Source organism: Roseibium denhamense (genome assembly GCF_009711415.1).
Taxonomy (GTDB): Bacteria; Pseudomonadota; Alphaproteobacteria; order Rhizobiales; family Stappiaceae; genus Roseibium; species Roseibium denhamense.
The window spans coordinates 1-24,186 of the sequence record NZ_SMLZ01000077.1 but is presented as its reverse complement, the minus strand read 5'-3'; the positions used below and the strand labels follow the sequence as shown (position 1 = coordinate 24,186).

Below are 24,186 nucleotides of genomic sequence, written 5' to 3'. Positions count from 1 at the left end.
ATTATCGATAATACAAAAGACATAAAAACCGGAAGATACGACACACATGACACCAGACATATACGTCACCCCAACACAGATTGAATCGATAAAAATACTTGTAGGTAATTCGCGAAGCCAAGTGTTTACTAATACCCCAAAGTCTTAAGCAGTTTTCGCAGGGCGAAGCTGCGATGCAACTCGCCCATCAGCTTCGCTTCTGCCGCCATAAACCAGAAAATTGATACAGTATCTCGACAGTCCGAAAGCAAATTATCTCAATTTAACAGAATCATTGGCATCGAATTGATACGTGATACGCACAGACCCAGCCTTACCGGAAGGTCATGTCGGATGGCGCCCACCACCCTTACAAGGCTGGCACACTGCCCAGCGCCCCAGCCCGGCCAAAAGAGCACCTTGTGCACTTCCGGATTGACAATCGCCGCAGTTGGTTATTTTTGTCATTCGATCACCTGCGGGTGACTGCATCAAAATTTCACGCCGTGCACAGAAGATCAAATGGCTGATTCAAAACCAAAAGACACAGCGTCCACGATGACGCCCCAGCAATTCCGGGCCTGGCGCAAGACCCTTGGGCTCAAGCAAAAAGACGCGGCCGACCGGCTGGGGTTGAAAAAGCGGATGATCCAGTATTACGAGAAGGGCAATCGGGATGGCCGCCCGGTCGAGATCCCGAAATCCATCCGGCTCGCCTGTTACGCATTATCCCAGGGAATTGCCGATTATGACGGCCAATCCGCCCTCGAATTGACTTCCGAGAACGCCGAAACGGATTAAAGCCCCGCCACGAACGAGGAAAACGCATTGATAAGGCTTTGGCGGGGTTTCCTCCAGCCGCGCTTTTCCCTATAAGACGCGCTCAGCCAACATCGTCATTCACGTCTGAAACGCGCCGGACCGGATTGCGCCACGAGCAACCCGGATCGGCCGCTGCAAGCTGCGAGCTGAAATGCCTAAACGCACAGATATCAAGTCCATCCTGATCATTGGCGCCGGCCCCATTGTCATCGGCCAGGCCTGCGAATTCGACTATTCCGGAACCCAGGCGTGCAAGGCTCTGCGGGAAGAAGGTTACCGGATCATCCTGGTCAATTCCAATCCGGCCACGATCATGACGGACCCGGATCTGGCGGATGCCACCTATATTGAGCCGATCACTCCGGAGCTTGTCGCCAAGATCATTGAGAAGGAACGTCCCGACGCCCTGCTGCCGACAATGGGCGGCCAGACGGCACTGAACTGCGCGCTTGATCTTGAAGAAATGGGCGTTCTGGAACAGTTCGGCGTGCAGATGATCGGTGCCCGCGCGGATGTGATCGAAAAAGCCGAGGACCGGGAAAAATTCCGCGCCGCAATGGATGCCATTGGCTTGGAAAACCCGCGTGCGGCCATCGCCTCTTCTCCTGCCATCCGCGATGAAAACGGCAAAATCACCGGCTACGACCGGAACACGGGTTATCTGGAAGCCATGCGGGCGCTCGATGAAATCGGACTGCCCGCCATCATCCGCCCTGCCTTTACCCTTGGCGGAACAGGTGGCGGTGTTGCCTATAACCGTGAGGAATATGAGACGATTGTCCGCTCGGGTATCGACGCATCCCCGGTTGGCCAGGTCCTCATCGACGAAAGCCTGCTCGGCTGGAAAGAGTATGAGATGGAAGTGGTCCGCGACAAGGCGGACAACTGCATCATCATCTGCTCCATCGAAAATGTCGATCCGATGGGCGTGCACACCGGCGATTCGATCACCGTTGCCCCGGCGCTCACCCTGACCGACAAGGAATACCAGATCATGCGGGACGCCTCCCTGGCGGTTCTGCGCGAGATCGGCGTGGAAACCGGTGGTTCCAACGTTCAGTTTGCCGTCAATCCGGACAATGGCCGTCTGGTTGTCATTGAAATGAACCCGCGCGTCTCGCGCTCATCCGCCCTTGCCTCAAAGGCGACGGGTTTCCCGATTGCAAAGATCGCCGCCAAACTGGCCGTCGGCTACACGCTGGATGAACTGGAAAACGACATTACCGGCGGCGCGACCCCTGCGTCCTTTGAGCCGACCATTGATTATGTCGTGACGAAGATCCCGCGTTTTGCCTTCGAAAAATTCCCTGGTTCGGAACCGACACTTACAACGGCGATGAAATCCGTCGGCGAAGTCATGGCTATTGGCCGGACATTCCAGGAGAGTTTCCAAAAGGCGCTGCGCGGCCTGGAGACGGGACTGAACGGCCTTGATGAAACGGAAATTCCGGGGCTCGATCAGGGCAATGACAAGAACGCGATGCGCGCTGCCGTATCAACGCCGACACCGGAACGGATCCTCCATGTTGCCCAGGCCATGCGCCTCGGCATGAGCCTTGAGGAAATCCACGAAGCGAGCGGCATCAATCCCTGGTTCCTGGAGCAGATGGCCGGCATTCTCGACATGGAAGCGAAGGTCCGGGCCATCGGCTTGCCAAAGGATGACGCGAACCTGCGCAAGCTGAAGTCAATGGGCTTTTCGGATGCCCGCCTGGCAAGCCTTGCCGGTCTCAACACGGATGATCTGGAGCTTATGCGCAAGGACCTCGGCGTTCACCCGGTCTACAAGCGCATTGACACGTGTGCCGCCGAATTCGCGTCGCCGACCGCTTATATGTACTCAACCTATGAAGCACCGTTTATGGGAACCCCTGCCTGTGAGGCGGCCCCTTCTGACCGCAAGAAAGTGGTCATTCTCGGCGGCGGCCCGAACAGGATCGGCCAGGGCATCGAATTCGACTATTGCTGCTGTCACGCAGCCTTCGCGCTGGAAGACGCCGGCTATGAAACCATCATGGTCAACTGCAACCCGGAGACAGTGTCCACCGACTACGACACGTCCGACCGTCTTTATTTCGAACCGCTGACACCGGAAGACGTTCTTGAAATCCTGCGCAAGGAACAGGAAAACGGGACATTGCACGGTGTGATCGTTCAGTTCGGCGGGCAGACACCGCTGAAACTGGCCCAGTCGCTGGTCAAGGCTGGCATTCCGATCCTCGGCACGTCCCCGGACATGATCGACCTTGCCGAAGACCGGGACCGCTTCCAGAAGCTTTTGATCAAGGAAGGCCTGAAACAGCCGGAAAACGGCATTGCCTACTCTGTCGAGCAGGGCCGCCTGATCGCGGGCCAGCTTGGATTGCCGCTGGTGGTACGCCCTTCTTATGTGTTGGGCGGCCGCGCCATGCAGATCATCCGGGACGAGGAAGGTCTCAATTCCTATCTTCTCGGAACCTTGCCCGAACTGGTTCCCGGCGAAGTGCGGGCCAAGTACCCCAATGACAAGACCGGCCAGATCAACACGGTTCTGGGCACCAACCCGCTCCTGTTCGACCGCTACCTGGAAGGCGCCATCGAAGTGGATGTCGATGCCCTTTGCGACGGCGAGGATGTGTTCGTCTGCGGCATCATGGAACATATCGAGGAAGCCGGCATTCACTCCGGTGACAGTGCGTGTTCCTTACCGCCGTTCTCCCTGTCGGCAGACATGATCGACGAGCTGAAGCGCCAGACCAGGGTTCTCGCCCTTGCGCTGGAAGTCGGCGGCCTGATGAATGTCCAGTATGCCATCAAGGATGGCGAGATCTACGTGCTGGAAGTAAACCCGCGGGCCTCACGGACCGTTCCGTTTGTGGCCAAGACAATCGGCGCGCCGATTGCCAAGATCGCAAGCCGCGTTATGGCCGGTGAAAAACTTGCCAGCTTCAATCTGTCAGAAGCCTCACTGAACCATATTGCGGTCAAGGAAGCCGTCTTCCCGTTTGCGCGGTTCCCGGGCGTCGATACGATTCTCGGACCTGAAATGCGCTCGACAGGCGAAGTGATGGGTCTCGACACGGGTTTTGGGACAGCGTTTGCGAAAGCCCAAATTGGCGCTGGAACCGGCGTGCCCGGCAAGGGAACCGTGTTCGTCTCCATGCGCGATCAGGACAAGGCCGGCGTGGTTGAAGCCGTGCGCAGCCTCGAAAATGCGGGTTTTGAGATCATCGCAACCGCCGGAACCCAAACCTTCCTGGCCGAGAACGGTGTGTCGGCGAAGAAAATCAACAAGGTTCTTGAAGGCCGGCCGCACATTGTTGATGCCATCAAGAATGGAGAGGTCCAGCTCGTCTTCAACACGACGGAAGGCGCGCAGGCCATTTCAGACAGCCGGTCGATGCGCCGGGCCGCCTTGTTGAACAAGGTGCCCTACTACACGACCCTTGCCGGATCGGTGGCAGCTGCCAAAGGTATTATTGCGAACAAGGCGGACAACCTTGACGTAAGGCCTTTGCAATCCTACTTCGCCTAGGGCTAATATGTTTGTTCACCTGGCCGGGAAAGCGCGCCTTTCCCGGCTTGGTTTGTTTTTGTCAAGCGCGGTCCTCACGAGGGGGGACCCAATAAGCTGAAGGTCTGAGACCCATGGAAAAAGTTCCGATGACCTCCGCCGGATACAAGATGCTCCAGGATGAACTGAAGGAGCGTACTACGGTTGAGCGTCCGCGCATCGTCGATGCCATTTCCGAGGCCCGTGCGCATGGCGACTTGTCGGAGAATGCCGAGTATCATGCGGCAAAGGAAGCGCAGAGCCTGAACGAAGGCCGCATTGCCGAGCTGGAGGACAAGCTATCCCGCGCCGAGGTGATCGACGTGTCGAAACTGTCCGGCGACGATGTGAAATTCGGTGCAACAGTGTTCTTGATCGATGAAGACACTGAGGAAGAAAAACACTACATGATCGTTGGTGACGTGGAATCTGACGTGAAACAGAACAAGGTGTCGATCTCCTCACCGATCGCGCGCGCACTGATCGGCAAGTCCGTTGGCGACAGCGTCGAAGTGGCGGCGCCCGGCGGCGCACGCTCCTATGAAATCACGGAAGTCAAATACGGCTGATCCTGCCGGACCATTCCCAAACGTCATCCAAAACTGCCCTTTGACGCGTGCCGGACAATCGCTAAAGTAGTGTCCGGCAAGCGACAGAGGGCGGGTCATGGTCTTCAATACAATAAGTTTTTGGCTGCTTGTACTGGCGGTCCCGCTTTGGGCTATGCGCTGGCGCTTTTACGGATTGATGTCGGCGCGCGAAAAGCAGATATTCAAGCGCCTTGTCTCGCGCCGCCATGAAAGCGGTCTCGGCTTTGCGGCGCGAATATTCGGCTTTCTCGTAGCGCTTGCGGCCGCCGTGATTACGCTGGTTCTCGGCTTGCGCTATCTGAAGCACGGAACAGTGGAGATCGGCGCGTACAAGGAAGTGATGCGCAGCCGCATTTACTCCGGTGTCGAGCCGGTCGATCAGGCCCTGGACATTGTTCACTACAATCAGCTGTTTCCGATTGCAGTCCTCACCACATGTGCCGTTTTGAGTATTGCCTTTGCGCTCGTGGCGACGGGGCTCCGCGATATTTCCACAATCAACCGCCTGAGACGGCGGGTTGAGCGCCTTCAAAACTGACTTAATCCAGCTGTGATCAATCGATTGGAACGACCGGTTCGTCCTTGGTCCGCCGGATTGTGAGTGCGGTGCGCACACTGTCCACATTGGCGGTCGCGGTCAACTCGCGGATGATGAAGTTCTGAAAGGTCTGCAGGTCCGGCGAAACGCATTTCAAAAGAAAGTCCACCTCGCCTGAGAGCATGTAACTCTCGCGCACCAGCGGCCATTTCTCCACTGTTTGCTCAAACGCGATCAGGTCCGCTTCGGTCTGGCTGTGAAGACCGACCATGGCAAAGGCCGTCACATCATAGCCCAGCTGCTTTTCATCGAGCAGGGTCCGGTATCCGAGAATCAAGCCTGCCTCTTCCAGCGCCCGGACACGGCGCAGGCAAGGCGGCGCCGAAATACCGACCCGCCGGGCAAGTTCCACATTTGTCATCCGCCCATCGTCTTGCAGTTCCTTCAAGATCTGCCAATCGATCGCATCGAGCCGCGCTTTCAAATGTGTCTCCTTCGGCATAATCACGCCGCCAGCCGGGGAAAAGTCGTCCGGTTGGAACCGTACCGTCCTGCAGGACTTGTGGATCCCGCACAAATCTGATTCTTCGATGCCGGATTATGATTTTTTGCGCGATTGTGCAAGACTATAACAAAATTGCGCACGATTTCGAAAGATTACGATAGCGGAAGCTTTCCCTTCATGCCCGTTTCCACCACGGCCCGTCCCCGATCCGTTTGGCTGCTCACGGACGGCAAGGCGGGCGATCTTGCACAATGTACCGGTGTGGCAGAAGCACTCGGCGTTCCGTTCGAAATCCGGACCGTTTCACCCAAACCGCCCTTTTCCTGGTGGCTTCCTTTCGGACCAACGGATTTCCGGGAATGGGAAAACAGGCCGGACAGTCCCCTCCGGCCGCCCTACCCTGATCTGGTGATCGCATCCGGGCGGCGCGCCGCCGCTTACCTGCGCCGGATCAAGCGCAAATCCCATGGGCGGGTGTTTACGGTTTTTTTGAAGGATCCGCGCACGGGACCCGGGGCTGCGGACATGATCTGGGTGCCCGAGCATGACGCGTTGCGCGGATCGAACGTTCTTGTAACTGTGACCGCCCCGCATCGGTATCAAACACCAAAACTGTCAGAACTTGCGGCCGAGCCCGTACCGGCCCTCGACCGGTTGCCGCAACCGCGTGTCGCGGTTCTAGCCGGTGGCAACAGCCGCCACCACATGTTCACTGATGCCGATGAAGACGCGTTTTTGAGCGGGCTAAAAACGCTCGTTGCGGACAAAGGCGCCGGACTTATGATCACAGCCTCGCGCAGGACCCCGGACCGCCTGTCAACAGGCCTTCAGGAGCTTGCTGCCGCGAACGGGCATTTCTTTTGGGCTGGCGGGCCGGACAATCCCTTCGGACATATGCTGGCCAAAGCGGATGCCATTGTTGCAACGGCAGATTCGACCAACATGATCGGGGAAGCCGCAGCAACCGGGAAACCTATTCACGTGTTCCATCCGTCGGGCGGACACAGGAAGATCACGCAGTTTTTGAACCGGCTGGAGGCAATGGGAGCAGCTCACCCCTTCCCTGGACCGTTGAAAACCACTACCTACGAGCCGATTGATGCGACGCCCGAGATTGCCAAGGCAATCTTGACGGCTTACGCAAGTAGACAGCAACAAGACAAAGACGGCGCGCCACGCTAGATTACCGGCGCCCGCCTCGCACGAGATGACAAACAAGGTGCCCCATGAGTACACAGCATAGCAAGCTTCTGATCATTGGCTCAGGCCCGGCCGGTTATACGGCTGCGATCTACGCGGCACGGGCCATGGTTCAACCGACTTTGGTGTCAGGCATTCAGCCGGGCGGCCAGTTAACGATTACGACCGATGTCGAGAAACTACCCGGGCTTTGCAGATCCGATCATGGGTCCCTGGCTGATGGAGCAAATGCAAAAACAAGCCGAGAATGTCGGCACCACCATCGTCTATGACACCATCACCAAAGCCGATCTGTCGCAGCGTCCATTCCGGCTGGAGGCCGATAGCGGGACGGTGTTCACCGCAGATTCGCTTGTCATTGCCACCGGTGCACAGGCACGCTGGCTCGGCCTGCCGTCCGAACAGGACTTCATGGGCGCCGGTGTGTCGGCTTGCGCCACCTGTGACGGCTTCTTCTACCGCAACAAGGAAGTGGTCGTGGTCGGGGGCGGCAACACGGCCGTGGAAGAAGCGCTCTACCTTGCCAACCTTGCTTCCAAGGTGACCCTGGTCCACCGGCGTGACAGCCTGCGGGCGGAGAAAATCCTACAGGACCGTCTCTTCCAGAACCCGAAGATCGATGTCATCTGGGATCATCATGTTGATGAGATACTCGGCGGCGGCGTTCCGAAAGCGGTGACCGGGGTCCGGTTGAAACATGCGCAATCAGGCGAGACACGGGAAATCTCGACAGATGGCGTGTTTATTGCAATTGGTCATGCACCGTCGGTCGAACTGTTCAAGGATCAGCTTGAACTGAAACCGAACGGATACCTGGTGACCGCACCGGATTCGACCAAAACGTCGATCCCCGGTGTTTTCGCCGCCGGTGACGTGACGGACGACCTCTACCGCCAGGCCGTGACAGCGGCCGGCATGGGCTGCATGGCGGCTCTGGAGGCCGAAAAGTTCCTGGCCGAACAGGAAGCGACCTCGGCCCAGGAAGCTGCCGAATAGCAACCGGCCAAACGAGCCGAGGGGACACGCATGGATTGGGACAAACTGCGCATCTTTCATGCGGCCGCCCAGGCTGGAAGTTTTACACATGCGGGAGACAGCCTGCATATGAGCCAGTCGGCCGTCAGCCGGCAGGTCAGCGCACTTGAACTGGATCTGGGCGTGGCGCTGTTTCACCGCCATGCCCGCGGGCTTCTGCTAACCGAGCAAGGGGAATTGCTGTTCCGGACTGCCAGCGATGTCATGATGAAGCTGGAAGCGGTTCAATCCAGCCTGAAAGACAGCAAGGAAAAACCATCAGGTGTTCTGAAAGTCACCACAACGGTTGGCTTGGGCTCCATCTGGCTGACATCCCGGATCAAGAACTTCATCGATCTTTACCCCGATGTTGACCTGCACCTGATCTTCAATGACGACGAGCTGGATCTGGGCATGCGCGAGGCGGATGTTGCGATCCGCCTGCGCCAGCCGACCCAGCCGGACCTGATCCAGCGGAAACTGTTCACCGTTCATTTCCACGTTTTCGCCGCACCAGAATATCTGGAGCAATTCGGCACACCCACATCCATTCAGGATCTGGACGATCACCGGATCATCACATTCGGCGAGCAGGCGCCCGCCTATCTTAGGTCCATGAACTGGCTGGAGACAGCCGGAAGGGTCTCGACCAACCCGAGAGAATCGGCCCTCAAAGTCAACAACCTGGTGGCCATCCGCCGCGCCGTGATGGCCGGTGTCGGCATCGCGATCCTGCCCGATTACATTATCGACAAGAACTCATCGTCTCTTGTGAAGATATTGACCGAGCAGGAAGACAAGGTCCCCTCCTTCGACACGTATTTCGTGTACCCGTCGGAGCTGAAGAACACGGCACGGGTCACCGCCTTTCGTGAGTTCCTGCTGGCAAATGCGGAGAAGTGGGTCTACTGATCCCGCCAAAAGCGCTGAGGTCGCCGCTCTCACCGAAGACCGCTGGCCAGGCAATATTCAGCGCCGATGGAACCTGGCAAGACGCGGTCACAGAATAGGCTTGCCGTCAAATAGGGCAGTTCCTTATTGAAAATCCGGATCGCGGTTCCGTCAGAGCGAAGCTGCTCTCAAAATGCATAGCAGACTTGCACCACTGCCTCTTGTTTAAGCAGCTTGTGCACTGCATATAAGCATCACTGTTGGTCGCGAGGCGTTGCGTCCTCCTCCCAGCGACGCCTGACCAGCTGTTCCCCTCTGGAAGGTGATTCCACTGTTTTCAGTGAATCAATTCAAACTGCCGGGTCTTTTAAGACCCGGCTTTTTTTTGCGCTGGTTCTGAGGATCTCCAGAGTATCGGACGCTTTGTGAGAAGTGCTCAATGCGGTTTTGTCATCTGAAACTGATGTTCGGCTCACAAACGGCCCGCTTTGAACGCACTTCAGAGTCCTGAACGCCGCTAGAACGGTTCCCGGCCCTGCACTTCAATGGGCACATGCTCCAGCCCGCCAGCAAAAACGAAACCGGGCTCGATTTGCGACAGCGGGACGGGTTCACCAATGTGAAATCCCTGCGCATAGTCACAGCCGCATTGTTCGATGCAGTAAAGGTGCCCGGCATTTTCGACACCCTCAGCCGTACAGGTCATCTGCAGGCTCTTGGCAAGGTCCGAAATCGAGCGAACGATCGCCGCACTGCCGGAGCTGGTGTCAACTTCCGAGACAAACTTCCGGTCGATCTTAAGCTTGTCGAACCGCATTTCCTGAAGATAGCCGAGCGAGGAGAAACCGATCCCAAAATCATCAAGGGCCAATGTAATGCCGGCAGTCCGGAGCCGCTGAAGATCGGCATGAGCGCCTGATCCATGCTCCATCAAAATGCTCTCCGTCACTTCAACCTCGAGACGCAGGGGAGACACGTTTTGCCGTGAGAGGCTGTTCAGGACATTTTCGGCAAACCGGCCATCGCCAAGCTGCAGGACAGAAACATTGATGCAGGCCTTCAATGTATCCGGCCAGCAGGACAGATGCTCCAAAACCTCATGCAGAACGAAGTCGCCTACTTCGGAGATCAACCCGATTTCTTCCGCAAGGGGTATGAAATTCGAAGGCGGTATGAACTGGGTGCTGCCGTTCTGCCACCGCACCAGCGCCTCAAAGTGATCGACCTGCCGGGTCGCAAGATTGAGGATCGGTTGTCCATAAACTTCAAGGCCGCGGGACTGAACCACCTGAATAAGGTCGCTTTTCACCCGTCTGCGCTCTGCCTCTTCACTCGCAATTTCCGCATCATAGAGCCGGAAAAAAGACCCGCGCTCATCCTTTGCCTTGTAAAGTGCAATATCTGCACGCGACAGCACTTCCTCGACTTCTTCATAACCTGGCAATATCCGGGCAGCCCCAATGCTGACCCCGGTCCGGATGGACTTTCTGCCCAGATCAAGAGGGATATCGAAATCCGCGCAGATGCGCTCGGCGACGGCCTTGAGATCCGCGTCGGTCGATTTTGCCAATAGCAAGGCGAACTCGTCACCGCCGAGCCGGGCTGCCAAATCCTCGGGCCGGGCCGCTTTGCGGAGGATTTCACCAACCTTCTTCAACAGACGGTCCCCGACCACGTGACCATAATTGTCATTGACCGATTTGAAATCATTCAGATCGATCAGCAGCAAGGCATGGTCGGCGACGTGATCCCTGGAAGCCTTTTCCACCACCTGCTCGAGAGCCGTATTGAAGCAAAGGCGGTTGGCGAGCCCGGTCAAACTGTCTGTCTCGGCCGCCCTTTTGACCCGCTGATCGGCGAGCGCCTTTTCCGTAACATCTTCATATGTTTCAACCCAGCCACCGTCAGGCATGGGCACGGAAGAGAAGGAGAGGACCCGGCCATTTGTCAGATGGATCAAGGACCGGAAGTGAACTGGTACGTCCTTTCCGGCATCAAGCAGAATTTGCCCATCTTCGTGGAAGGCAGAAAAACCTGCTCCTTCACGATACTGGCAGTATCTTTCATAAGGTGTCCCAGGAACCATCAGGCTTTCCGGAAGCCCAAGTATGTCCTGCACTCTATCATTAGAAAATCGGAGTTTTCCGTCCTCATTAAATGCACTGACGCCCTGTATGACCGAGGCGAGCGTGACCTCGAGTTCGTCTGACTTGGCACGGGCCTCACGCTCTTTCACCTTAAGGATCGCCTGGAGATGTTTTTCGGGAGAAATATCCCAGTTTACCCCCACAGCTTCGGCAATTCCGCCATCCTCATCACGCAGAAACTGGCAATGGGCCTTGATCCATCGCAGGCTCTTGTCTTTCAGAACGATGCGGAAATCTGTCGCAAACTCGCTGCCATTTTCATATGCAGTCAAGAACGCCTTGCGCGCCGCCGACCGGTCGTCGGGATGCAGCGTGTTTTCCCAATCTTCGAATTTTCCTTGAAAATCAGCCTTGGCAACGTCGAACAGATCGAACATGGCGTCATCCCAGGTCAATCGGTCCGCCTTGAGGTCAAATCTCCAAATGGCGATCCCGGCGGAGGATCTGGCCAGATCGCTGATCTTGAGAGTGCTTCGAATGCGCCGGTTGTCGACCGCAAAGCGTTGGGCCTCACTGATCATCAGCCCAAGGATCAAGACACCGGCAAGATTGCCCAACACCAATAGCAGCCAGGCCTGTTCAAGCACCCTCAGGCCGACACTTACACCTTGATCGATGAAAAAGCAGGGAAGAACCGCGAGGGTTCCAACCAACGCCAGCCCGGTAAGATAAATTGGCCCCGGGATATGGGCTTTTGGAGGGAACCATCTCGCCAAAGCCATGCCAACAAGAATGTAGACAATAGGACCAGCAGCCCCACCGAAGGCAAATGGTCCCCCCATCCAAAGGCGCGCACCTGACGCAATCGCAGCTGTGATTAAAGCGCCCGGGAAACCAAGATAGAATCCGGCAATCAACGCCGGGCCTGCCCGTGTATCAAACGTCGAGCCCGTCGGCATGGAGACAGGAACAAGAACAACAATAGAAGTCAGGACGCCTAAAAAGGCGCCCAGCAAAATGTTTATCTTGAGGGTCTTCTGATCGAACAAACCCCGCCGGCCGAGGAAAAAGAACGCGAACGCACCCAGGGACAAGACGCCTACATTCGCGATCCAATCGACAAGCATGGGTTCCCCGACGTGCCCGAGACTACACGGTGCAGTCTGCTAGTCATTGTATTATAAACATTTAAAGACGAGTGTCATATTTGGGAAAATGCTAACTAACCTTAAGGATAGCTGTCATTTTTATCATTGATCTTACGGGGTAGTCTTTGCTGTCACATGTACAAAAGCTCACCAGTCATGTTTTTGTAGAGGTCCGCGACCTGTTCTTCGTAGCCATTGAACAATAGCGTGTTGCGCCGCTCGTCGGTGCCCAGGAGGCGCTCGCTTGCCTGTGGCCAGCGGCGGTGCGGAACGGATGGGTTCACGTTGGCCCAGAAGCCGTATTCCTTGGGCTGGATCTCTTCCCAGAAGCTGACTGGGCGCTGATCAGTGAACGATATCCGCACAACGGACTTGATGCATTTGAACCCGTATTTCCAGGGCACCACCAGCCGGACCGGCGCACCGAACTGCTTTGCCAGCGGCTTGCCGTAAATCCCGGTCGCCATAAAGGCCAGCTCGTTGGTTGCTTCCGCCAGTGTGAGGCCCTCGACATAAGGCCATGGATACCAGCTCTGTTTCTGGCCGCTCGCAATGGATGGATCGTGGAACGTTTCGAAGCGTAGATACTTCGCCCCGGTTTGCGGCCCGGCGAGCTTGACCAGCTCGGCCAGCGGGAAACCGGACCAGGGCACCGCCATGGACCAGGCCTCGACGCACCGGTGCCGGTAAAGGCGCTCCTCCAGCGGCATCTTCGCCAGCAGATCATCAATATCCACGGTTTGCGGACTATCGATCATACCGTCGAGCTCTACCGTCCAGGGGCGGATCTTCAGCGCCTGTGCCGCCGGCCAAATCTGTTTGTGGGATCCGAACTCATAAAAGTTGTTGTACTTTGAGGCCGCGTCTTCATCGGTCAGCGGACGGTCAAGCGTAAAGGCAGAATTACGTTCGACAGGATAAAGGCCCGCGCTTGGGTCTTCTTCCGCGAATGCGGGCCGCATGCCCAAACCGGAGCCCATCAGCGCCCCTGCCCCGGCAAGGCCTGCCAGAATCTGGCGCCGGTTGAGAAAAACATGTTCCGGTGTCGCTTCGCTCTCCGGAATTTCCCAGCTGCGCTTGGTCAAAGTCTTCATTTTCGAACTCCCAATCTGGCACTAGAAAGACCGGATTGTGCGTTCAAACGCAAATAACGCCCGAGTGACCGGCGCCCCTTTCCCAAACCATTGCAACACGGGTTCGAAAGCCTAATGTGCGCCTCCCGGCCCGGGACGTCATAAGAGTGTGTTACAAGGTAACTAAACCGGAAATAGAAACCACCCAACCTGACACCCCTTTGAGGAGACACACACATGGCCGTTGATCAACAGGTCCTTCATAACCTGACAGTGACAGGCTTCTCGGACAAAAGTTTTGATGATGCCGTCAAAAACGCCATTCAAGGCGCATGGGAAAACCATCACGAAGAGTTCTCCAGGTTCGTGCACTTTACCGCCTCTGATTTCCAGGGAGAAATCGGTGCTGATCTGCAGCTGACCTACTGTGTGACCGTGACCATCGGCGCCGTACACGCCAAACACGCGCATTAGTGCATGTCGCATTCATTCGAAGTCGTCATGTGTCGCCTTTTGCGGCGAAATGATTGATTTCAGACAGTGAAAGACGACACCGATTGGAACAAGGCCCGGTTTCGTGAACCGGGCCTTGAAGACTTTGCCTTAGGCGGCCTGCTTTCCGGCCCGTTGCAAGGCCTGGTCAGCCGCTTTTCCGGACAATTCCTCCATGTGGTCGAAGCTTGCGGTGTAACTGCCGACACCCGCAGTTGCCGAACGCAGCTCAACGATCAACTCGCCGATTTCCGCCTCGGGCATCAAGGCGACCACTTCGTCCCAGCCGCTCCAGCCGGACCGGGCATCAAAACCAAGGATTTGGCCTCGGCGGGCGGAGACGATGGCATTGATTTTCGCCGTCGCATCGCTTGGGCAAGCAATCACCACCTTATGAATTGGCTCCAGCAGGACCGGCTTGCAGTCGGGCAGGCCTTCCCGGATGGCAACGATCCCGGCCATCTTGAACGCCTGGTCCGAGCTGTCGACCGAATGGTAGGAGCCGTCCACAAGGCAAACCGATACATCCGTGACCGGAAACCCGAGCGCACCCTGCTGCAAGGCCTCCAGGACGCCATCACGGACGGACGCAATGTACTGTTTTGGCACGACACCACCGGTGATACGGTCTGAAAACTGAACACCTTCCCCGCGCGGCAAAGGCGCGATCTCCAGTACCACATCCCCGAATTGCCCATGCCCGCCGGACTGCTTCTTGTGCCGGCCGCGGACTTTGGTCCCTGCGCGGACCGTTTCCTGATAGGGCACGTGCGGGCGGTGCGTTGCAATGTCGAGGCCGTATTTTCCGGCCAGCCGCTCCTGGGCGACCCGCAAGTGCATTTCCCCCTGGCCCTTCAGGATCGTTTCCCCGGTCTGCTGATGATGGGCAACCGACAGGCTTTGATCTTCCTCCATCAATTTGCCCAGCGCCTCCGACAGCCGCACTTCATCCTTGCGCTGGGACGCTGAAATTGCCGTCGAAAGCACGGGAGGCCGGATAACACCCGCCCCGTCTGCCAAACCGGCGGCCGGGGTCCCGGTCAAGACGTTTCCCGTTTGCACGCCTTCCATCCGGCCAAGCGCCACCAGGTCGCCCTTTCCGGCGGTGGCCAGCTTGGTCGGCGTTTGCCCGACGAGGGTGTAAAGACCTGAAACCTTCACCTCCGCCCCTTTCACGAAAAGCACATCTCCATCGCTGACCTGCCCTTCAAGGAGACGTGCCAGGGAGAGCTTGCCCCCGTGCTGGGTGTGGACGGTCTTGACCACTTTCAAGACCGTGTCAGAACCGGCCCCATCGCTGTCTCCGGCCAGCAGCTCGGTCTTCAGCCGGTCAACGCCCGGCACTTCATGCCGGAGCGCCTTGAGAAGGCGCGTGACCCCGTTGCCATGGTCGGCGGAGCCAAAAAAGACCGGACAGATCAGGCCCTGCTGCAACTCGCGCACGAGATCAGCGAAGATCAGCTCGCGGTCGGGCGCAATGTCTTCCAGCAAGGCCTCCATCAGGTCATCGTCGTGATCGGCCAGATGCTCCAGCATCGTGAAGCGGGCTTCATGCTCGCGGGTCCGGTCCTCGTCCCGCATGTCGACCTGCGTGCTCGGTTCTTTCTCGTGATAGACATGGGCCCGCTCCAGGGCGAGATCGATAAAGCCCGTTGCCAGGCCGTCTTCCCAGACCGGGATCTGCCGCAAGACCATCGGCACTGAAGAGGCCGGCTGCAGCACTTGCAAAACATCGCGCACCCGCCGGTTGCTCTTGTCGATCTTGTTCAAAAACAAAGCCCGCGGAATGTTGCGGGCTTCAAGGGCTTTCAAGATGAGCTGCAAGGCCGGGGCTTTGCGCTCGTCATCCTCCGCCACCACAACGGCCAGATCCACCCCTCCCAGGGCGCCGTCCATTTCGTTCAGGAATTCAACAGACCCCGGACAATCGATAAAGGTGAACCGGTCGCCGAGAAAGTCCGCCTCCGCCACATTAATTTCGACACTCATTCCGTGGGCGCGCGCTTCCGGGCTGCCGTCACCGACCGTGTTTCCGGCGGCCACCGTGCCCTGCCGGGCAATCTTGCCCGTTCGCGCCAATATGGCTTCCAAAAGCGTGGTCTTGCCGCTGCCGAAGGGCCCGACCAATGCGACACAGCGGGGTTCCCTGCCGTGCGTGGTATCCTTTGACTGTGTGGTGTTTGCCATGTTCTGCCTCCCGTTTGTCCGGGTGTCCCCCGAAGAAACGCGGCAAGGCCTGCGAACCGGGACGCGGGCCTGCCGCGCCGAGCCTATTCCCCTCTCCGGAACCAGCGTCGGAAAACGCCATGCAGCGCCGGTGACCAGCTACGGACGGATTTAGGCGATCAGCCATCGTCGCGCCGGAAATGGCCCAAACGCAAGGGAAACTTACGCGGCAGCGCAGCAATTCGGCGGCACGGGACGGCATCCGGCCGGTTTGCCGTCCTGCGGCAGCCGGTCCGCCCAGCACAGCTTTTCCCGGCCCGGCGGCTTGCAAGGCGATCCAATCACACAGGCAGATGCTCTCAATCCAGCTTTTAGGCTGTATGATGAGGAGATGATGAAGGAAGGACCGGCAGGATGATCACGCAAACAGACATGTTTAAGCTCACACGTCTTGCGCTTGCGGCGGCAGTCTTTGCTCTTTCAGCCGACGGCCCTGCCTCCGCGCAGTCGGTCCAGCCGCGCGGCATCATTCAGCCGGGAACGCTGCAAAGCCCGACCGCGCGCCAGCAGCTGAACCAGAACCTCAATCGCCAAAGAAACGGGTTTTCAAGCCAGCAGCGGATCGACAGCAACAACCGCTTGAACCGCTCTGAGCAGATAAACCGGGACAATATGCGGGCAACAGGACGCCCGCCCTGCCCGGCCGGTGCCAGCACCTGCCGGAATTGATTAGTGCGAGGGGCGGATGCGCTTCAGGAATTCCCAGACCGGCAGCGCCGTCAGACCACCGATGACACCGGACACATAGCCCGGTATGGCCCACCCAAGCAAAGACGACCACAGCAGGCTGGCGAGAAAACTGACCGCAAGCATCGCGGCCACCGTGATCAGCAAACGTTGCCAGAGCGGAAGAAGGACAGCCACACCCATCACCTCAAATCTAAAAAATCAGGTTCCTGCCACGCTATCGCTCCGCCCGGGAAAAGAAAAGCACGCGGGAAACGGGAGGTGCGCATACGCAGAAAAAAGGGCGGCAGATGCCGCCCTTTGCCGAACACGTGCCTTTGGCGGGCCTTACTTCAGATTGCCGCAGAAGCGCTGAATGCGGGTGCAGGCCTCTTCCAGGGCTTCCGTGGAGGTCGCGTAGGAAATCCGGAAATTGGGACCAAGGCCGAAGGCCGAGCCATGGACGACGGCAACGCCTTCCGTTTCCAGAAGCTCGGTGACGAAGTCCTCGTCATTCTCGATGACCTTGCCGGACGGCGCGGTCTTGCCGATGGTGCCGGCACAGGACGGGAAGACGTAAAACGCGCCTTCCGGCACCGGACAGGAAATGCCCTGGGCCTGGTTCAGCATGGAGACCACAAGATCCCGGCGCGCCTTGAAGACTTCATTGTTCTTAGGAATAAAATCCTGCGTTCCGGAAATCGCCTCGACCGCCGCCCACTGGGCAATGGAGTTGGGGTTGGAGGTCGACTGGGACTGAACCTTGGCCATGGCCTTGATCAGGTCCGCCGGGCCGCCCGCATAGCCGATGCGCCAGCCGGTCATGGAATAGGCCTTGGACACGCCGTTGACGGTCAGCGTGCGCTCATAAAGCGACGGCTCCACCTGGGCCGGCGTGGTGAACTTGAAACCGTCATAGACGAGATGCTCATACATGTCGTCGGTCATGATCCAGACATGCGGATGCTTCTTGAGAACCTCGCAGAGCGCCTTCAGTTCGGCTTCCGTATAGGCCGCGCCGGACGGGTTGGACGGCGAGTTGAAGATCAGCCACTTGGTGCGCGAGGTAATGGCCGCATCCAGCGCCTGGGGCGTGATCTTGAAGGTGGACTTGTCGGCTTCCACGATGACCGGTTCGCCGCCCGCCAGCAAAACCATGTCCGGATAGCTTACCCAGTAAGGCGTCGGGATGATGACTTCGTCGCCCGGGTTGATGGTGGCGACAAGCGCGTTGTAGAGCACCTGTTTGCCGCCGGTTCCCACCGTGATCTGGTTGGTTTCGTAAGTGAGCCCGTTTTCCCGCTTGAATTTCTCGGCAATGGCGGCCTTCAGCTCCGGAATGCCGTCAACGGCGGTGTATTTGGTCTTGCCGTCATTGATCGCTTTGACAGCGGCCGCCTTGATGTTGTCCGGGGTGTCGAAATCCGGCTCGCCAGCGCCGAGGCCGATCACATCGCGGCCTGCGGCTTTCAGCTCGCGTGCCTTGTTGGTGACGGCGATGGTCGCAGAAGGTTGAACGCGCGCCAATGCGTCAGCAAGAAAGCCCATAATGTCCTCCAGGGGAAACGGGAAAGTTAGCGCGCGGACCCTAGGCCCGCCGGGCCATCATGACAAGAGCATGAAGGCTTGGGAGCGCAAAAATAAACGACTTGAATGTCCGATTGGCTCCGGACCGGATTAGCTCCGTGTTTCAAGAACCAGTTTTGGCTCTTTCTTGTCGGTGTCGATCAAGGTGGCCTTGAACCGTTTTTTCTTGGTCTGGCCGTTCAGAATGTTCACGGGAACAGAAATAGGCACCTCGCTGCCCTGTTTGGCGGCGTCCAGGAGGGCCGTGTAGCTGCTGGGGTGAAGCAGCAGTTCGGTGATCGGCCGCGTGTCCTGCAGCTCCGCCGTCATGTGAAACGACTTCATGGCGGCCTGGTTGGCGGCAACGATCATCCGGGATTTGACGTTGATTACCATCATCGGCGCGCCGCAAATATCGAACACTTGCAGGAAATCGACATCGCCGCCCATGCGCCCGGCCGAAAACAGGACACCGCCCACAGTCCCGCCGATGCGGAAATGCATGGCTTCATAATTGAGATCCAGGCTGTCGCCGCTGGCGAGCAGGAACTTGCCCCGCCCGGTCGCGCTGGCGCGGCGGGTCAGGGACGCAAGGCAAAGGGACACAATCGTCCGGCCGACCCGGTTCTGGATATGGGCAATGTTCCGGCCAAGGATCAGGCGTGGATCCTCGATCTGAAAGCTTTTGACAAAGCCATCGCTGACAAACCGGACATACCCAAAATTGTCGACCAGCATGACGACACGGTTTGAGGAGGCGACAAAATGGTGGAGGATCGGCGCAAGACCGAGCGCGACCCGGCCCGGATTGCCGTCGGATTCGCCGATGGAAGGAAAACAGATCGCCATGATCCGCCCGTCGGGCAGCTCATACCGGTAGGCCACAATCGGAATACCGGGAATGCGGTGGTCCGGGCCTCCGCCGACATCAAAAGGGCCGGCCCGGCCTTCGCGGATCGCCCCTTGCACCAGGTGCAGGATGGTCTTGCGGTCTTCGGGGGACAGATGCCGGAGAGCGACATTGGACGGCGCCTCCTGCAGATCCTTCACTTCGCTGTTGTAATTCTGCGATCCGACTTCGTGCCAAAGGATGGTTTTCTTGCTGATATCGGCGATGAAAAACTGCAGTCCGGCCAGATGTAACGCTGGCGGCTCGCCCGGCTTGGCGATTTCAGTTTCGTCCGATGGTGTTTCACCGCCGGGCTGTTTTGCCAATGCGTTTTGCGCGGCTTCCGCTGCCATTATTGATACGCCCGTACGAGATCTATCCCTGTTGGGAGCACTGTCCTGCACAAAAGAAAACAATCTCTAAAACCGGACGGTAAAATCAGCCAAAACCTTAGAAAACTGTACGTTCTACGGATAACAATTCGTAAATCAGGCCATGGTTTTCCTGCATAAAACGCACTGTCGATAATACGGATCCCAGTGGATCGCTGACTTCTGACGCGGCCCTTGGAAGACCCGCCCCAAAAATGTCACGAAAACTGTCGCTGGATGCCCGAATGCAGTCTGTGTGGTGGCACAATCGGACCCGATCTTGAGCGCTATCGCAATGATGGAGGTCTTCATGCGGGTCCAAAGCGTTCGAAGTGTAACTGAAGCCATCCGGCCGGCCAGCTTCCCGCCGGCTTTACTGTTTTTGGTCGCTGCCGCCCTGATGGTGCCCATGTGGGCTGCCGCAGAACCGGCCATGGTTCTGCCCCTGGCCGCATTCCTCGTCATGGCCGGCCTCACCAGAACGCTTGCGGGCCGGGTGTACCGCGATCTTGCCCATGTTCCCGCACGCCGCTGACCTTTCCCGCCAGACACGTCCATTCCTTTAAACAAGAACGGTGAACCATGCCGGAAGCCAATAATTCCGATCGGCTGAAGACTACCGCCACACGAACGGATTTCCGCGAAGCACGCCCTTTGCTTCAGGCCATTGCCTTGGGCCTGACGCTGGCTGTTGCGCTGACCGTTGCTGCGGCCCTGGCCAATCCAGATGGCGCGAAACATCAGCAATTGGACAGGATCGAATACACCCCGGGGCCGGGCGTTCACCAGTCCCCAGGAACGGCCGCCCAGCCAACCGGCCCAACTGCTTCACCCTGATAGGATATTCAATCAATTCTGCTCATCACAGGCCGGCACAGGACCGGTTGAACAAGCAAGAGGCCCGGCCTCATGGTCTTAGGCATCTTTAGGCGGTAAACCGGGTCCGGTTTATCACCCGCTGATCTGACCATGAGAGCCGGACCTCAAGTGCCCGGTCCGCCCCCGGTAAACGCATCTCCAAGCCCAATCCGCTGCCCGGTTATCCGATATCCGCACCGTGATGATGCGTTTGATTGTCAGGCATTTGATCCCGGTCAAGGACTGCTGCTTGGATATGGCGAAAGTAAAACAAGACGCCGGGGCTCCGGCAAGGCTGAATCTTGTGCAATCCCGGTGTGATTGTCTCATCAGCTTAAATTCAGGCCCGGCAGATTGAATATCGGGGATAACCCAGGGGAAGCCCTGCGGGGCGGGAAGACAGGATTTCAAGCGATGACCATTGCCATGAGCGAAAAGTCGGCGAATAGTGAGCAAAGCGCTTTCCCGGAGGCAACAATGGACATCGATTTATCGCTCTCTGCGGACACGGTCCGCCTTTTCGCTCAAAAGGCTCGTGCAGTCGCCACTTCAATGCAGGACACGTTCGAGGACGGTCATGAGGGCGATGTGGAGTTCGACGAAGACACCTTGAGCGAAAGCCATCACCACGATGGCCTGGCCGAGGAAGAAAACGACGATCTGTCAGACGAGGAGTTGCGCGAACTGATCGAAGATCTGAATGTCGATGAAGCCGCGGAGCTGGTTGCCATTACCTGGATCGGCCGCGGCGATTTTGATGGAGAAGACTTCGTTCAGGCCGTAGAAGAAGCCCGCGGGCGGGCCGTTGGCTCTACGGCTAAGTATCTTCTGGGCATGCCTATGCTTGCGGACCACCTTGAAGCGGGCCTTGATGCACTCGAGCTGTAGGGCCGGGACGCCGTCAGGATCACCCCGCCAGCGATGAGTCAACGACAATCGGAGCTTGCGCCGCCATCATCCACATTTTAACCGATTTCTTGGGAAAACCGGTTTAGAATTCGTTTACCACCTTCTCCAAAGCCGCAAGTTGACGCAGTCTTCGCCCATCTACCATGAGCTTGGGGAAGTGATGGCATGATGCAGGATCCGATGAGTAAAGATGTGTTTACCGCGCAACGTCCCTCTCCCTGGCCAGTTGTCGGCGGCATGTTTGCCGTTGCTGGCCTGATCGCTACACTTGTTGTCACCTTCAGCAGTTAGCGCTCCGGTCATGGTTCCGGCGGCATACCGGCCGGCCGCTTGCGGTCCGCTTGGGTGACACAGCCGGAGTGCCATGATGACATCCCACAGATTGGCGTTTCTGGATCTGGCCCGTGGCATCGCGGTCCTGGCGATGGCGGTCTATCATTTTTCCTGGGATCTATCCTGGTTTGCCCTCGTCGACTGGCCGGTCGCACAAGGCGCGGGCTGGCGGGCTTTTGCGGCGTCTATTGCGGGCAGTTTTCTGCTTCTGGCGGGCATCAGCCTTGACCTCGCCCACCACGAGGGAATCCGCTGGCAGAGCTTCTGGCGCCGGGAAGCCGTCATCATTGCGGCCGCAGCGTCCGTGTCCACCGTCACCTATTTTGTTTTCGCGGACAGCTTTGTGCGTTTCGGCATTCTGCACTGCATTGCAGCGGCAAGCCTTCTCGCTTTGCCGGCCGTGCGCGCGCCGCTCTGGGCCGCGATCCTCGCGGCCACTTTTTTCTTTTCGCTTCCCACTTGGGCGTCATCCACTGTTTTTGATGGTCAGGCCTGGCTTTGGACCGGCCTTGGCACTCCGGATTTCGGCAGTGTCGATTACGTGCCGCTTACCCCTTGGGTCGGCCTCACCCTTGCAGGCGTTGCCCTGTCGAAACTGGCGCGTCAAACCGCCTTTAACAGCACGCTCTCCGCTTTCCGGTTCGATGGAAGCTCCGGACGCAGCCTGCGCCTTGCCGGCCGCCACTCCCTGTCAATTTATCTCGTGCACCAACCCGTTCTCTACGGGCTTGTGTGGGCTTTCGCATCGCTTGGCGTGCACGGAGACCGGGCCGAGCGCTCCTTTGTCCGAAACTGCACGACAGCTTGCCAGGAAACACTGGGATCGTCTGGCATCTGCACAGCGGCTTGCAGCTGCACTCTTGAGCAAATGACTGCAGACAATACCTGGCAGGAGCTGATGAACGCCCCGGCAGACCCCGCTTTGCGGTAAATCATGAACAATCACTATGCACAATGCCTGGCTAGAGCATCGGGTGTTTAACTCAAAACGCCCAAAGATGCTCGACCACTCCATAATCGATCAGCGGGCGTCATGATCGAGGGGCGAGGCCTTTAACAGGCTCACGCTAGTGTGGTGGAAATTGAGATGCGTCCCAAACGTGAGGGACCGTCAGTTTTTGAGATCTTCCAGGTTGGCAACAGCCCGCGCTTTCCGCTCACGGGCCAGCGGCATGAAATCGGCGGCTTCCCGGCCCCGGGCAATCTGCCCCAAGGCCCAAAGCATTGAGACGACATCGCACGCGACCTTGTAGACCGACAGATGGTCAGGATCCGGCGTTATGCCGCCAGCCTTTTCGTAGGCTGAAAGAAAAGCTTTCTCCTCGGGTCCGGAAAGCTCGTTTTCAAGGATGGCATAGGCAAGGTCCCAATAGGCTGGGGCCATTGCAGCGTATTCGAAATCGATCAGCTTCAGTCCGGCGCCATCTTCCACCATGTTGGCAACTGTCAGATCAAAATGGTTCGGGACATAAGGCTGCTGAGGCATGGCCTGGAGCAAAATCGCGGCCTGACGCGCAAGGCCGCAACTGAAGGCCAACAAATCATCCCGGCCGTCCAGATCTTTTTCCGCATCAAGAAGATAAGGCACAATGGGGCGCTCGCGCTGAAAAACAATGCCACTGCGGTGGAGCGTGGCCACTTTCTCGCCCACTCTTTCGGGCATGAAATCGGGAACCGGCTGCCCCAATGGCATGAGCATGAGGCCAGTCCCGGGATCGCCCCATACTGGGCGCAGCGCAATGCCGGCATCGGCCGCAACGGTCACATCGTGCCATTCCGCCTCCCGGTCCACCGCCATCGGGGTCTCTAGCCAGGGCACGCGGAGCACAAAGTGGCCAGCATCGCTTCTGAGCTCATAGACCGAGTTGGTGAAACCAGGAAGGGACCGCGCAGCCAAGGGGCACCCGGCAATCTCCCGCAAGGCAGGAGTGTCTTTTAGAATTGCACGGCAATTTTGGAAAGCCTCAACATCGCCGTTGAGCCCGTTGGCACCTAGACCCAAAGAAGACATAGGGGTCCGGTCGCCAGTCTTGTGGTCCATCCCGGTTTACTCCCCGGCCGGATGCCCAAAATCGTCGCTGCAACTTTTTGGGCACAACAAAATCGTGCTTCCGCATATCATCATTGGCAATGGCTGCCAACGCAATTTCCTAGTGTTTTGTCTTTGCATTAGGCGCCGCATCCGGCAGCTTTCGGCGGCAGACGCACTGCATCAAAACGCAGCCATCCGCTGCGTTACGTTTCCCCCGGAAATTGGCGCTGCCGGTTGGGGATAAGTTGCCGCAATCATAAAGAGTTAAACAGCCCCTCACCCACTTCCGGTCATTTGCGGAAAAATACGCATCCGCATATTATTACGTTACGGCAGAAGCGTAACGGAGCAGGACGGATACCGCGCATGCAAACAAAACTCTACCGGAATATGGGAGCGCTCTTTGGTGTTGCTGCGTTTTTGTTCGGCAGTCTAGCTCAGGCTGAACCCTTGCACAGTCTCAAG

General features: G+C 57.8%; 21 protein-coding genes and 1 pseudogene. 14 read left to right on the top strand and 8 right to left on the bottom strand.

Translation table 11 applies throughout. The annotated features are described in order from the left end of the window. The first annotated feature begins 501 nt into the window (after positions 1 to 501). The 4 genes from E1180_RS01385 to E1180_RS01370 all read left to right on the top strand — a co-directional run bounded on the left by E1180_RS01385 (position 502) and on the right by E1180_RS01370 (position 5,461). Positions 502 to 780 (top strand): helix-turn-helix domain-containing protein, encoded by a 279-nt coding sequence (locus E1180_RS01385; RefSeq protein WP_208996799.1) that lies wholly within the window; start codon positions 502 to 504, stop codon positions 778 to 780. A 172-nt stretch (positions 781 to 952) separates the two neighbouring features. Further along, positions 953 to 4,315 (top strand): carbamoyl-phosphate synthase large subunit, encoded by a 3,363-nt coding sequence (gene carB, locus E1180_RS01380; RefSeq protein WP_155189293.1) that lies wholly within the window; start codon positions 953 to 955, stop codon positions 4,313 to 4,315. A gap of 113 nt (positions 4,316 to 4,428) precedes the next feature. Next, positions 4,429 to 4,902, top strand: a complete 474-nt coding sequence (greA, locus tag E1180_RS01375; RefSeq protein WP_155189292.1) for a transcription elongation factor GreA — start codon at positions 4,429 to 4,431, stop codon at positions 4,900 to 4,902. A gap of 97 nt (positions 4,903 to 4,999) precedes the next feature. Continuing rightward, on the top strand, positions 5,000 to 5,461 hold the full coding sequence (locus E1180_RS01370) for a hypothetical protein (RefSeq protein WP_155189291.1): 462 nt from the start codon (positions 5,000 to 5,002) through the stop codon (positions 5,459 to 5,461). A gap of 16 nt (positions 5,462 to 5,477) precedes the next feature. Here E1180_RS01370 and E1180_RS01365 read toward each other — a convergent pair whose 3' ends face one another. After that, positions 5,478 to 5,945, bottom strand: coding sequence for an Lrp/AsnC family transcriptional regulator (locus tag E1180_RS01365; RefSeq protein WP_155189295.1), 468 nt, complete (start codon positions 5,943 to 5,945; stop codon positions 5,478 to 5,480). 198 nt (positions 5,946 to 6,143) lie between these two features. On the opposite strand from E1180_RS01365, the gene E1180_RS01360 reads away from it, so the two are divergent. From E1180_RS01360 to E1180_RS01350, 3 genes and pseudogenes are all read left to right on the top strand, one after another. Next, positions 6,144 to 7,148 carry a mitochondrial fission ELM1 family protein gene (locus E1180_RS01360; RefSeq protein ID WP_155189290.1) on the top strand — a complete coding sequence of 335 codons (1,005 nt, stop codon included), beginning with the start codon at positions 6,144 to 6,146 and terminating at the stop codon, positions 7,146 to 7,148. Positions 7,149 to 7,192: 44 nt separating this feature from the next. Beyond that, positions 7,193 to 8,162, top strand: a pseudogene (trxB, locus tag E1180_RS01355) (thioredoxin-disulfide reductase). A 30-nt stretch (positions 8,163 to 8,192) separates the two neighbouring features. After that, positions 8,193 to 9,092 (top strand): LysR family transcriptional regulator, encoded by a 900-nt coding sequence (locus E1180_RS01350; RefSeq protein WP_155189289.1) that lies wholly within the window; start codon positions 8,193 to 8,195, stop codon positions 9,090 to 9,092. 496 nt (positions 9,093 to 9,588) lie between these two features. On the opposite strand, the gene E1180_RS01345 is transcribed toward E1180_RS01350, so the two are convergent. After that, positions 9,589 to 12,285 carry an EAL domain-containing protein gene (locus E1180_RS01345; protein WP_155189288.1) on the bottom strand — a complete coding sequence of 899 codons (2,697 nt, stop codon included), beginning with the start codon at positions 12,283 to 12,285 and terminating at the stop codon, positions 9,589 to 9,591. A 152-nt stretch (positions 12,286 to 12,437) separates the two neighbouring features. After that, positions 12,438 to 13,400, bottom strand: a complete 963-nt coding sequence (gene msrP, locus E1180_RS01340; RefSeq protein WP_155189287.1) for a protein-methionine-sulfoxide reductase catalytic subunit MsrP — start codon at positions 13,398 to 13,400, stop codon at positions 12,438 to 12,440. Positions 13,401 to 13,616: 216 nt separating this feature from the next. On the opposite strand from msrP, the gene E1180_RS01335 reads away from it, so the two are divergent. Then, positions 13,617 to 13,853 (top strand): dodecin domain-containing protein, encoded by a 237-nt coding sequence (locus tag E1180_RS01335; RefSeq protein ID WP_155189286.1) that lies wholly within the window; start codon positions 13,617 to 13,619, stop codon positions 13,851 to 13,853. A gap of 129 nt (positions 13,854 to 13,982) precedes the next feature. On the opposite strand, the gene E1180_RS01330 is transcribed toward E1180_RS01335, so the two are convergent. Next, a complete protein-coding gene (locus E1180_RS01330; protein WP_155189285.1) occupies positions 13,983 to 16,058 on the bottom strand; it encodes an elongation factor G in 2,076 nt (691 codons plus the stop codon). A 393-nt stretch (positions 16,059 to 16,451) separates the two neighbouring features. On the opposite strand from E1180_RS01330, the gene E1180_RS01325 reads away from it, so the two are divergent. Then, on the top strand, positions 16,452 to 16,766 hold the full coding sequence (locus E1180_RS01325; protein ID WP_155189284.1) for a hypothetical protein: 315 nt from the start codon (positions 16,452 to 16,454) through the stop codon (positions 16,764 to 16,766). Here E1180_RS01325 and E1180_RS01320 read toward each other — a convergent pair whose 3' ends face one another. From E1180_RS01320 to E1180_RS01310, 3 genes are all read right to left on the bottom strand, one after another. Continuing rightward, on the bottom strand, positions 16,767 to 16,967 hold the full coding sequence (locus E1180_RS01320; protein WP_155189283.1) for a hypothetical protein: 201 nt from the start codon (positions 16,965 to 16,967) through the stop codon (positions 16,767 to 16,769). It abuts the gene before it with no gap. Between the two features lie 144 nt (positions 16,968 to 17,111). Continuing rightward, positions 17,112 to 18,311, bottom strand: a complete 1,200-nt coding sequence (locus E1180_RS01315) for a pyridoxal phosphate-dependent aminotransferase (protein ID WP_155189282.1) — start codon at positions 18,309 to 18,311, stop codon at positions 17,112 to 17,114. A gap of 129 nt (positions 18,312 to 18,440) precedes the next feature. Beyond that, positions 18,441 to 19,571: a hypothetical protein gene (locus E1180_RS01310; RefSeq protein WP_155189281.1), complete on the bottom strand. Its 1,131-nt coding sequence runs from the start codon at positions 19,569 to 19,571 to the stop codon at positions 18,441 to 18,443. Positions 19,572 to 19,869: 298 nt separating this feature from the next. Here E1180_RS01310 and E1180_RS01305 point away from each other — a divergent pair, with 298 nt between their 5' ends. The 5 genes from E1180_RS01305 (at position 19,870) to E1180_RS01290 (ending at position 22,620) form a co-directional block, all read left to right on the top strand. Then, complete coding sequence (locus tag E1180_RS01305; RefSeq protein WP_155189280.1) at positions 19,870 to 20,124, top strand: hypothetical protein; 255 nt, start codon at positions 19,870 to 19,872, stop codon at positions 20,122 to 20,124. 47 nt (positions 20,125 to 20,171) lie between these two features. Beyond that, positions 20,172 to 20,426, top strand: coding sequence for a hypothetical protein (locus E1180_RS01300; RefSeq protein WP_155189279.1), 255 nt, complete (start codon positions 20,172 to 20,174; stop codon positions 20,424 to 20,426). Positions 20,427 to 20,924: 498 nt separating this feature from the next. Continuing rightward, the gene (locus E1180_RS01295) at positions 20,925 to 21,335 is read left to right on the top strand and encodes a DUF3775 domain-containing protein (protein ID WP_155189278.1); all 411 of its coding nucleotides are present in this window, start codon (positions 20,925 to 20,927) and stop codon (positions 21,333 to 21,335) included. A 186-nt stretch (positions 21,336 to 21,521) separates the two neighbouring features. Then, entirely contained in the window at positions 21,522 to 21,647 is a 126-nt protein-coding gene (locus tag E1180_RS22575; protein WP_280115210.1) for a hypothetical protein, read from the top strand. A gap of 73 nt (positions 21,648 to 21,720) precedes the next feature. Next, on the top strand, positions 21,721 to 22,620 hold the full coding sequence (locus E1180_RS01290; protein WP_208996797.1) for a heparan-alpha-glucosaminide N-acetyltransferase: 900 nt from the start codon (positions 21,721 to 21,723) through the stop codon (positions 22,618 to 22,620). A 180-nt stretch (positions 22,621 to 22,800) separates the two neighbouring features. Here E1180_RS01290 and E1180_RS01285 read toward each other — a convergent pair whose 3' ends face one another. Beyond that, on the bottom strand, positions 22,801 to 23,730 hold the full coding sequence (locus E1180_RS01285) for a phosphotransferase (RefSeq protein WP_155189277.1): 930 nt from the start codon (positions 23,728 to 23,730) through the stop codon (positions 22,801 to 22,803). Positions 23,731 to 24,186: the final 456 nt, after the last annotated feature.

Bases quoted from the DNA above. Each gene is read 5' to 3' on its own strand.
- E1180_RS01345 (WP_155189288.1), bottom strand. From the start codon at position 12,285: ATGCTTGTCGATTGGATCGCGAATGTAGGCGTCTTGTCCCTGGGTGCG.
- E1180_RS01290 (WP_208996797.1), top strand. From the start codon at position 21,721: ATGATGACATCCCACAGATTGGCGTTTCTGGATCTGGCCCGTGGCATC.
- E1180_RS01335 (WP_155189286.1), top strand. From the start codon at position 13,617: ATGGCCGTTGATCAACAGGTCCTTCATAACCTGACAGTGACAGGCTTC.
- E1180_RS01320 (WP_155189283.1), bottom strand. From the start codon at position 16,967: ATGGGTGTGGCTGTCCTTCTTCCGCTCTGGCAACGTTTGCTGATCACG.
- E1180_RS01310 (WP_155189281.1), bottom strand. From the start codon at position 19,571: ATGGCAGCGGAAGCCGCGCAAAACGCATTGGCAAAACAGCCCGGCGGT.
- carB (WP_155189293.1), top strand. From the start codon at position 953: ATGCCTAAACGCACAGATATCAAGTCCATCCTGATCATTGGCGCCGGC.
- E1180_RS01370 (WP_155189291.1), top strand. From the start codon at position 5,000: ATGGTCTTCAATACAATAAGTTTTTGGCTGCTTGTACTGGCGGTCCCG.
- E1180_RS01295 (WP_155189278.1), top strand. From the start codon at position 20,925: ATGGACATCGATTTATCGCTCTCTGCGGACACGGTCCGCCTTTTCGCT.
- E1180_RS01285 (WP_155189277.1), bottom strand. From the start codon at position 23,730: ATGGACCACAAGACTGGCGACCGGACCCCTATGTCTTCTTTGGGTCTA.
- E1180_RS01385 (WP_208996799.1), top strand. From the start codon at position 502: ATGGCTGATTCAAAACCAAAAGACACAGCGTCCACGATGACGCCCCAG.
- msrP (WP_155189287.1), bottom strand. From the start codon at position 13,400: ATGAAGACTTTGACCAAGCGCAGCTGGGAAATTCCGGAGAGCGAAGCG.
- greA (WP_155189292.1), top strand. From the start codon at position 4,429: ATGGAAAAAGTTCCGATGACCTCCGCCGGATACAAGATGCTCCAGGAT.
- E1180_RS01300 (WP_155189279.1), top strand. From the start codon at position 20,172: ATGCCGGAAGCCAATAATTCCGATCGGCTGAAGACTACCGCCACACGA.
- E1180_RS01350 (WP_155189289.1), top strand. From the start codon at position 8,193: ATGGATTGGGACAAACTGCGCATCTTTCATGCGGCCGCCCAGGCTGGA.
- E1180_RS01360 (WP_155189290.1), top strand. From the start codon at position 6,144: ATGCCCGTTTCCACCACGGCCCGTCCCCGATCCGTTTGGCTGCTCACG.
- E1180_RS22575 (WP_280115210.1), top strand. From the start codon at position 21,522: ATGATGCAGGATCCGATGAGTAAAGATGTGTTTACCGCGCAACGTCCC.
- E1180_RS01325 (WP_155189284.1), top strand. From the start codon at position 16,452: ATGATCACGCAAACAGACATGTTTAAGCTCACACGTCTTGCGCTTGCG.
- E1180_RS01330 (WP_155189285.1), bottom strand. From the start codon at position 16,058: ATGGCAAACACCACACAGTCAAAGGATACCACGCACGGCAGGGAACCC.
- E1180_RS01315 (WP_155189282.1), bottom strand. From the start codon at position 18,311: ATGGGCTTTCTTGCTGACGCATTGGCGCGCGTTCAACCTTCTGCGACC.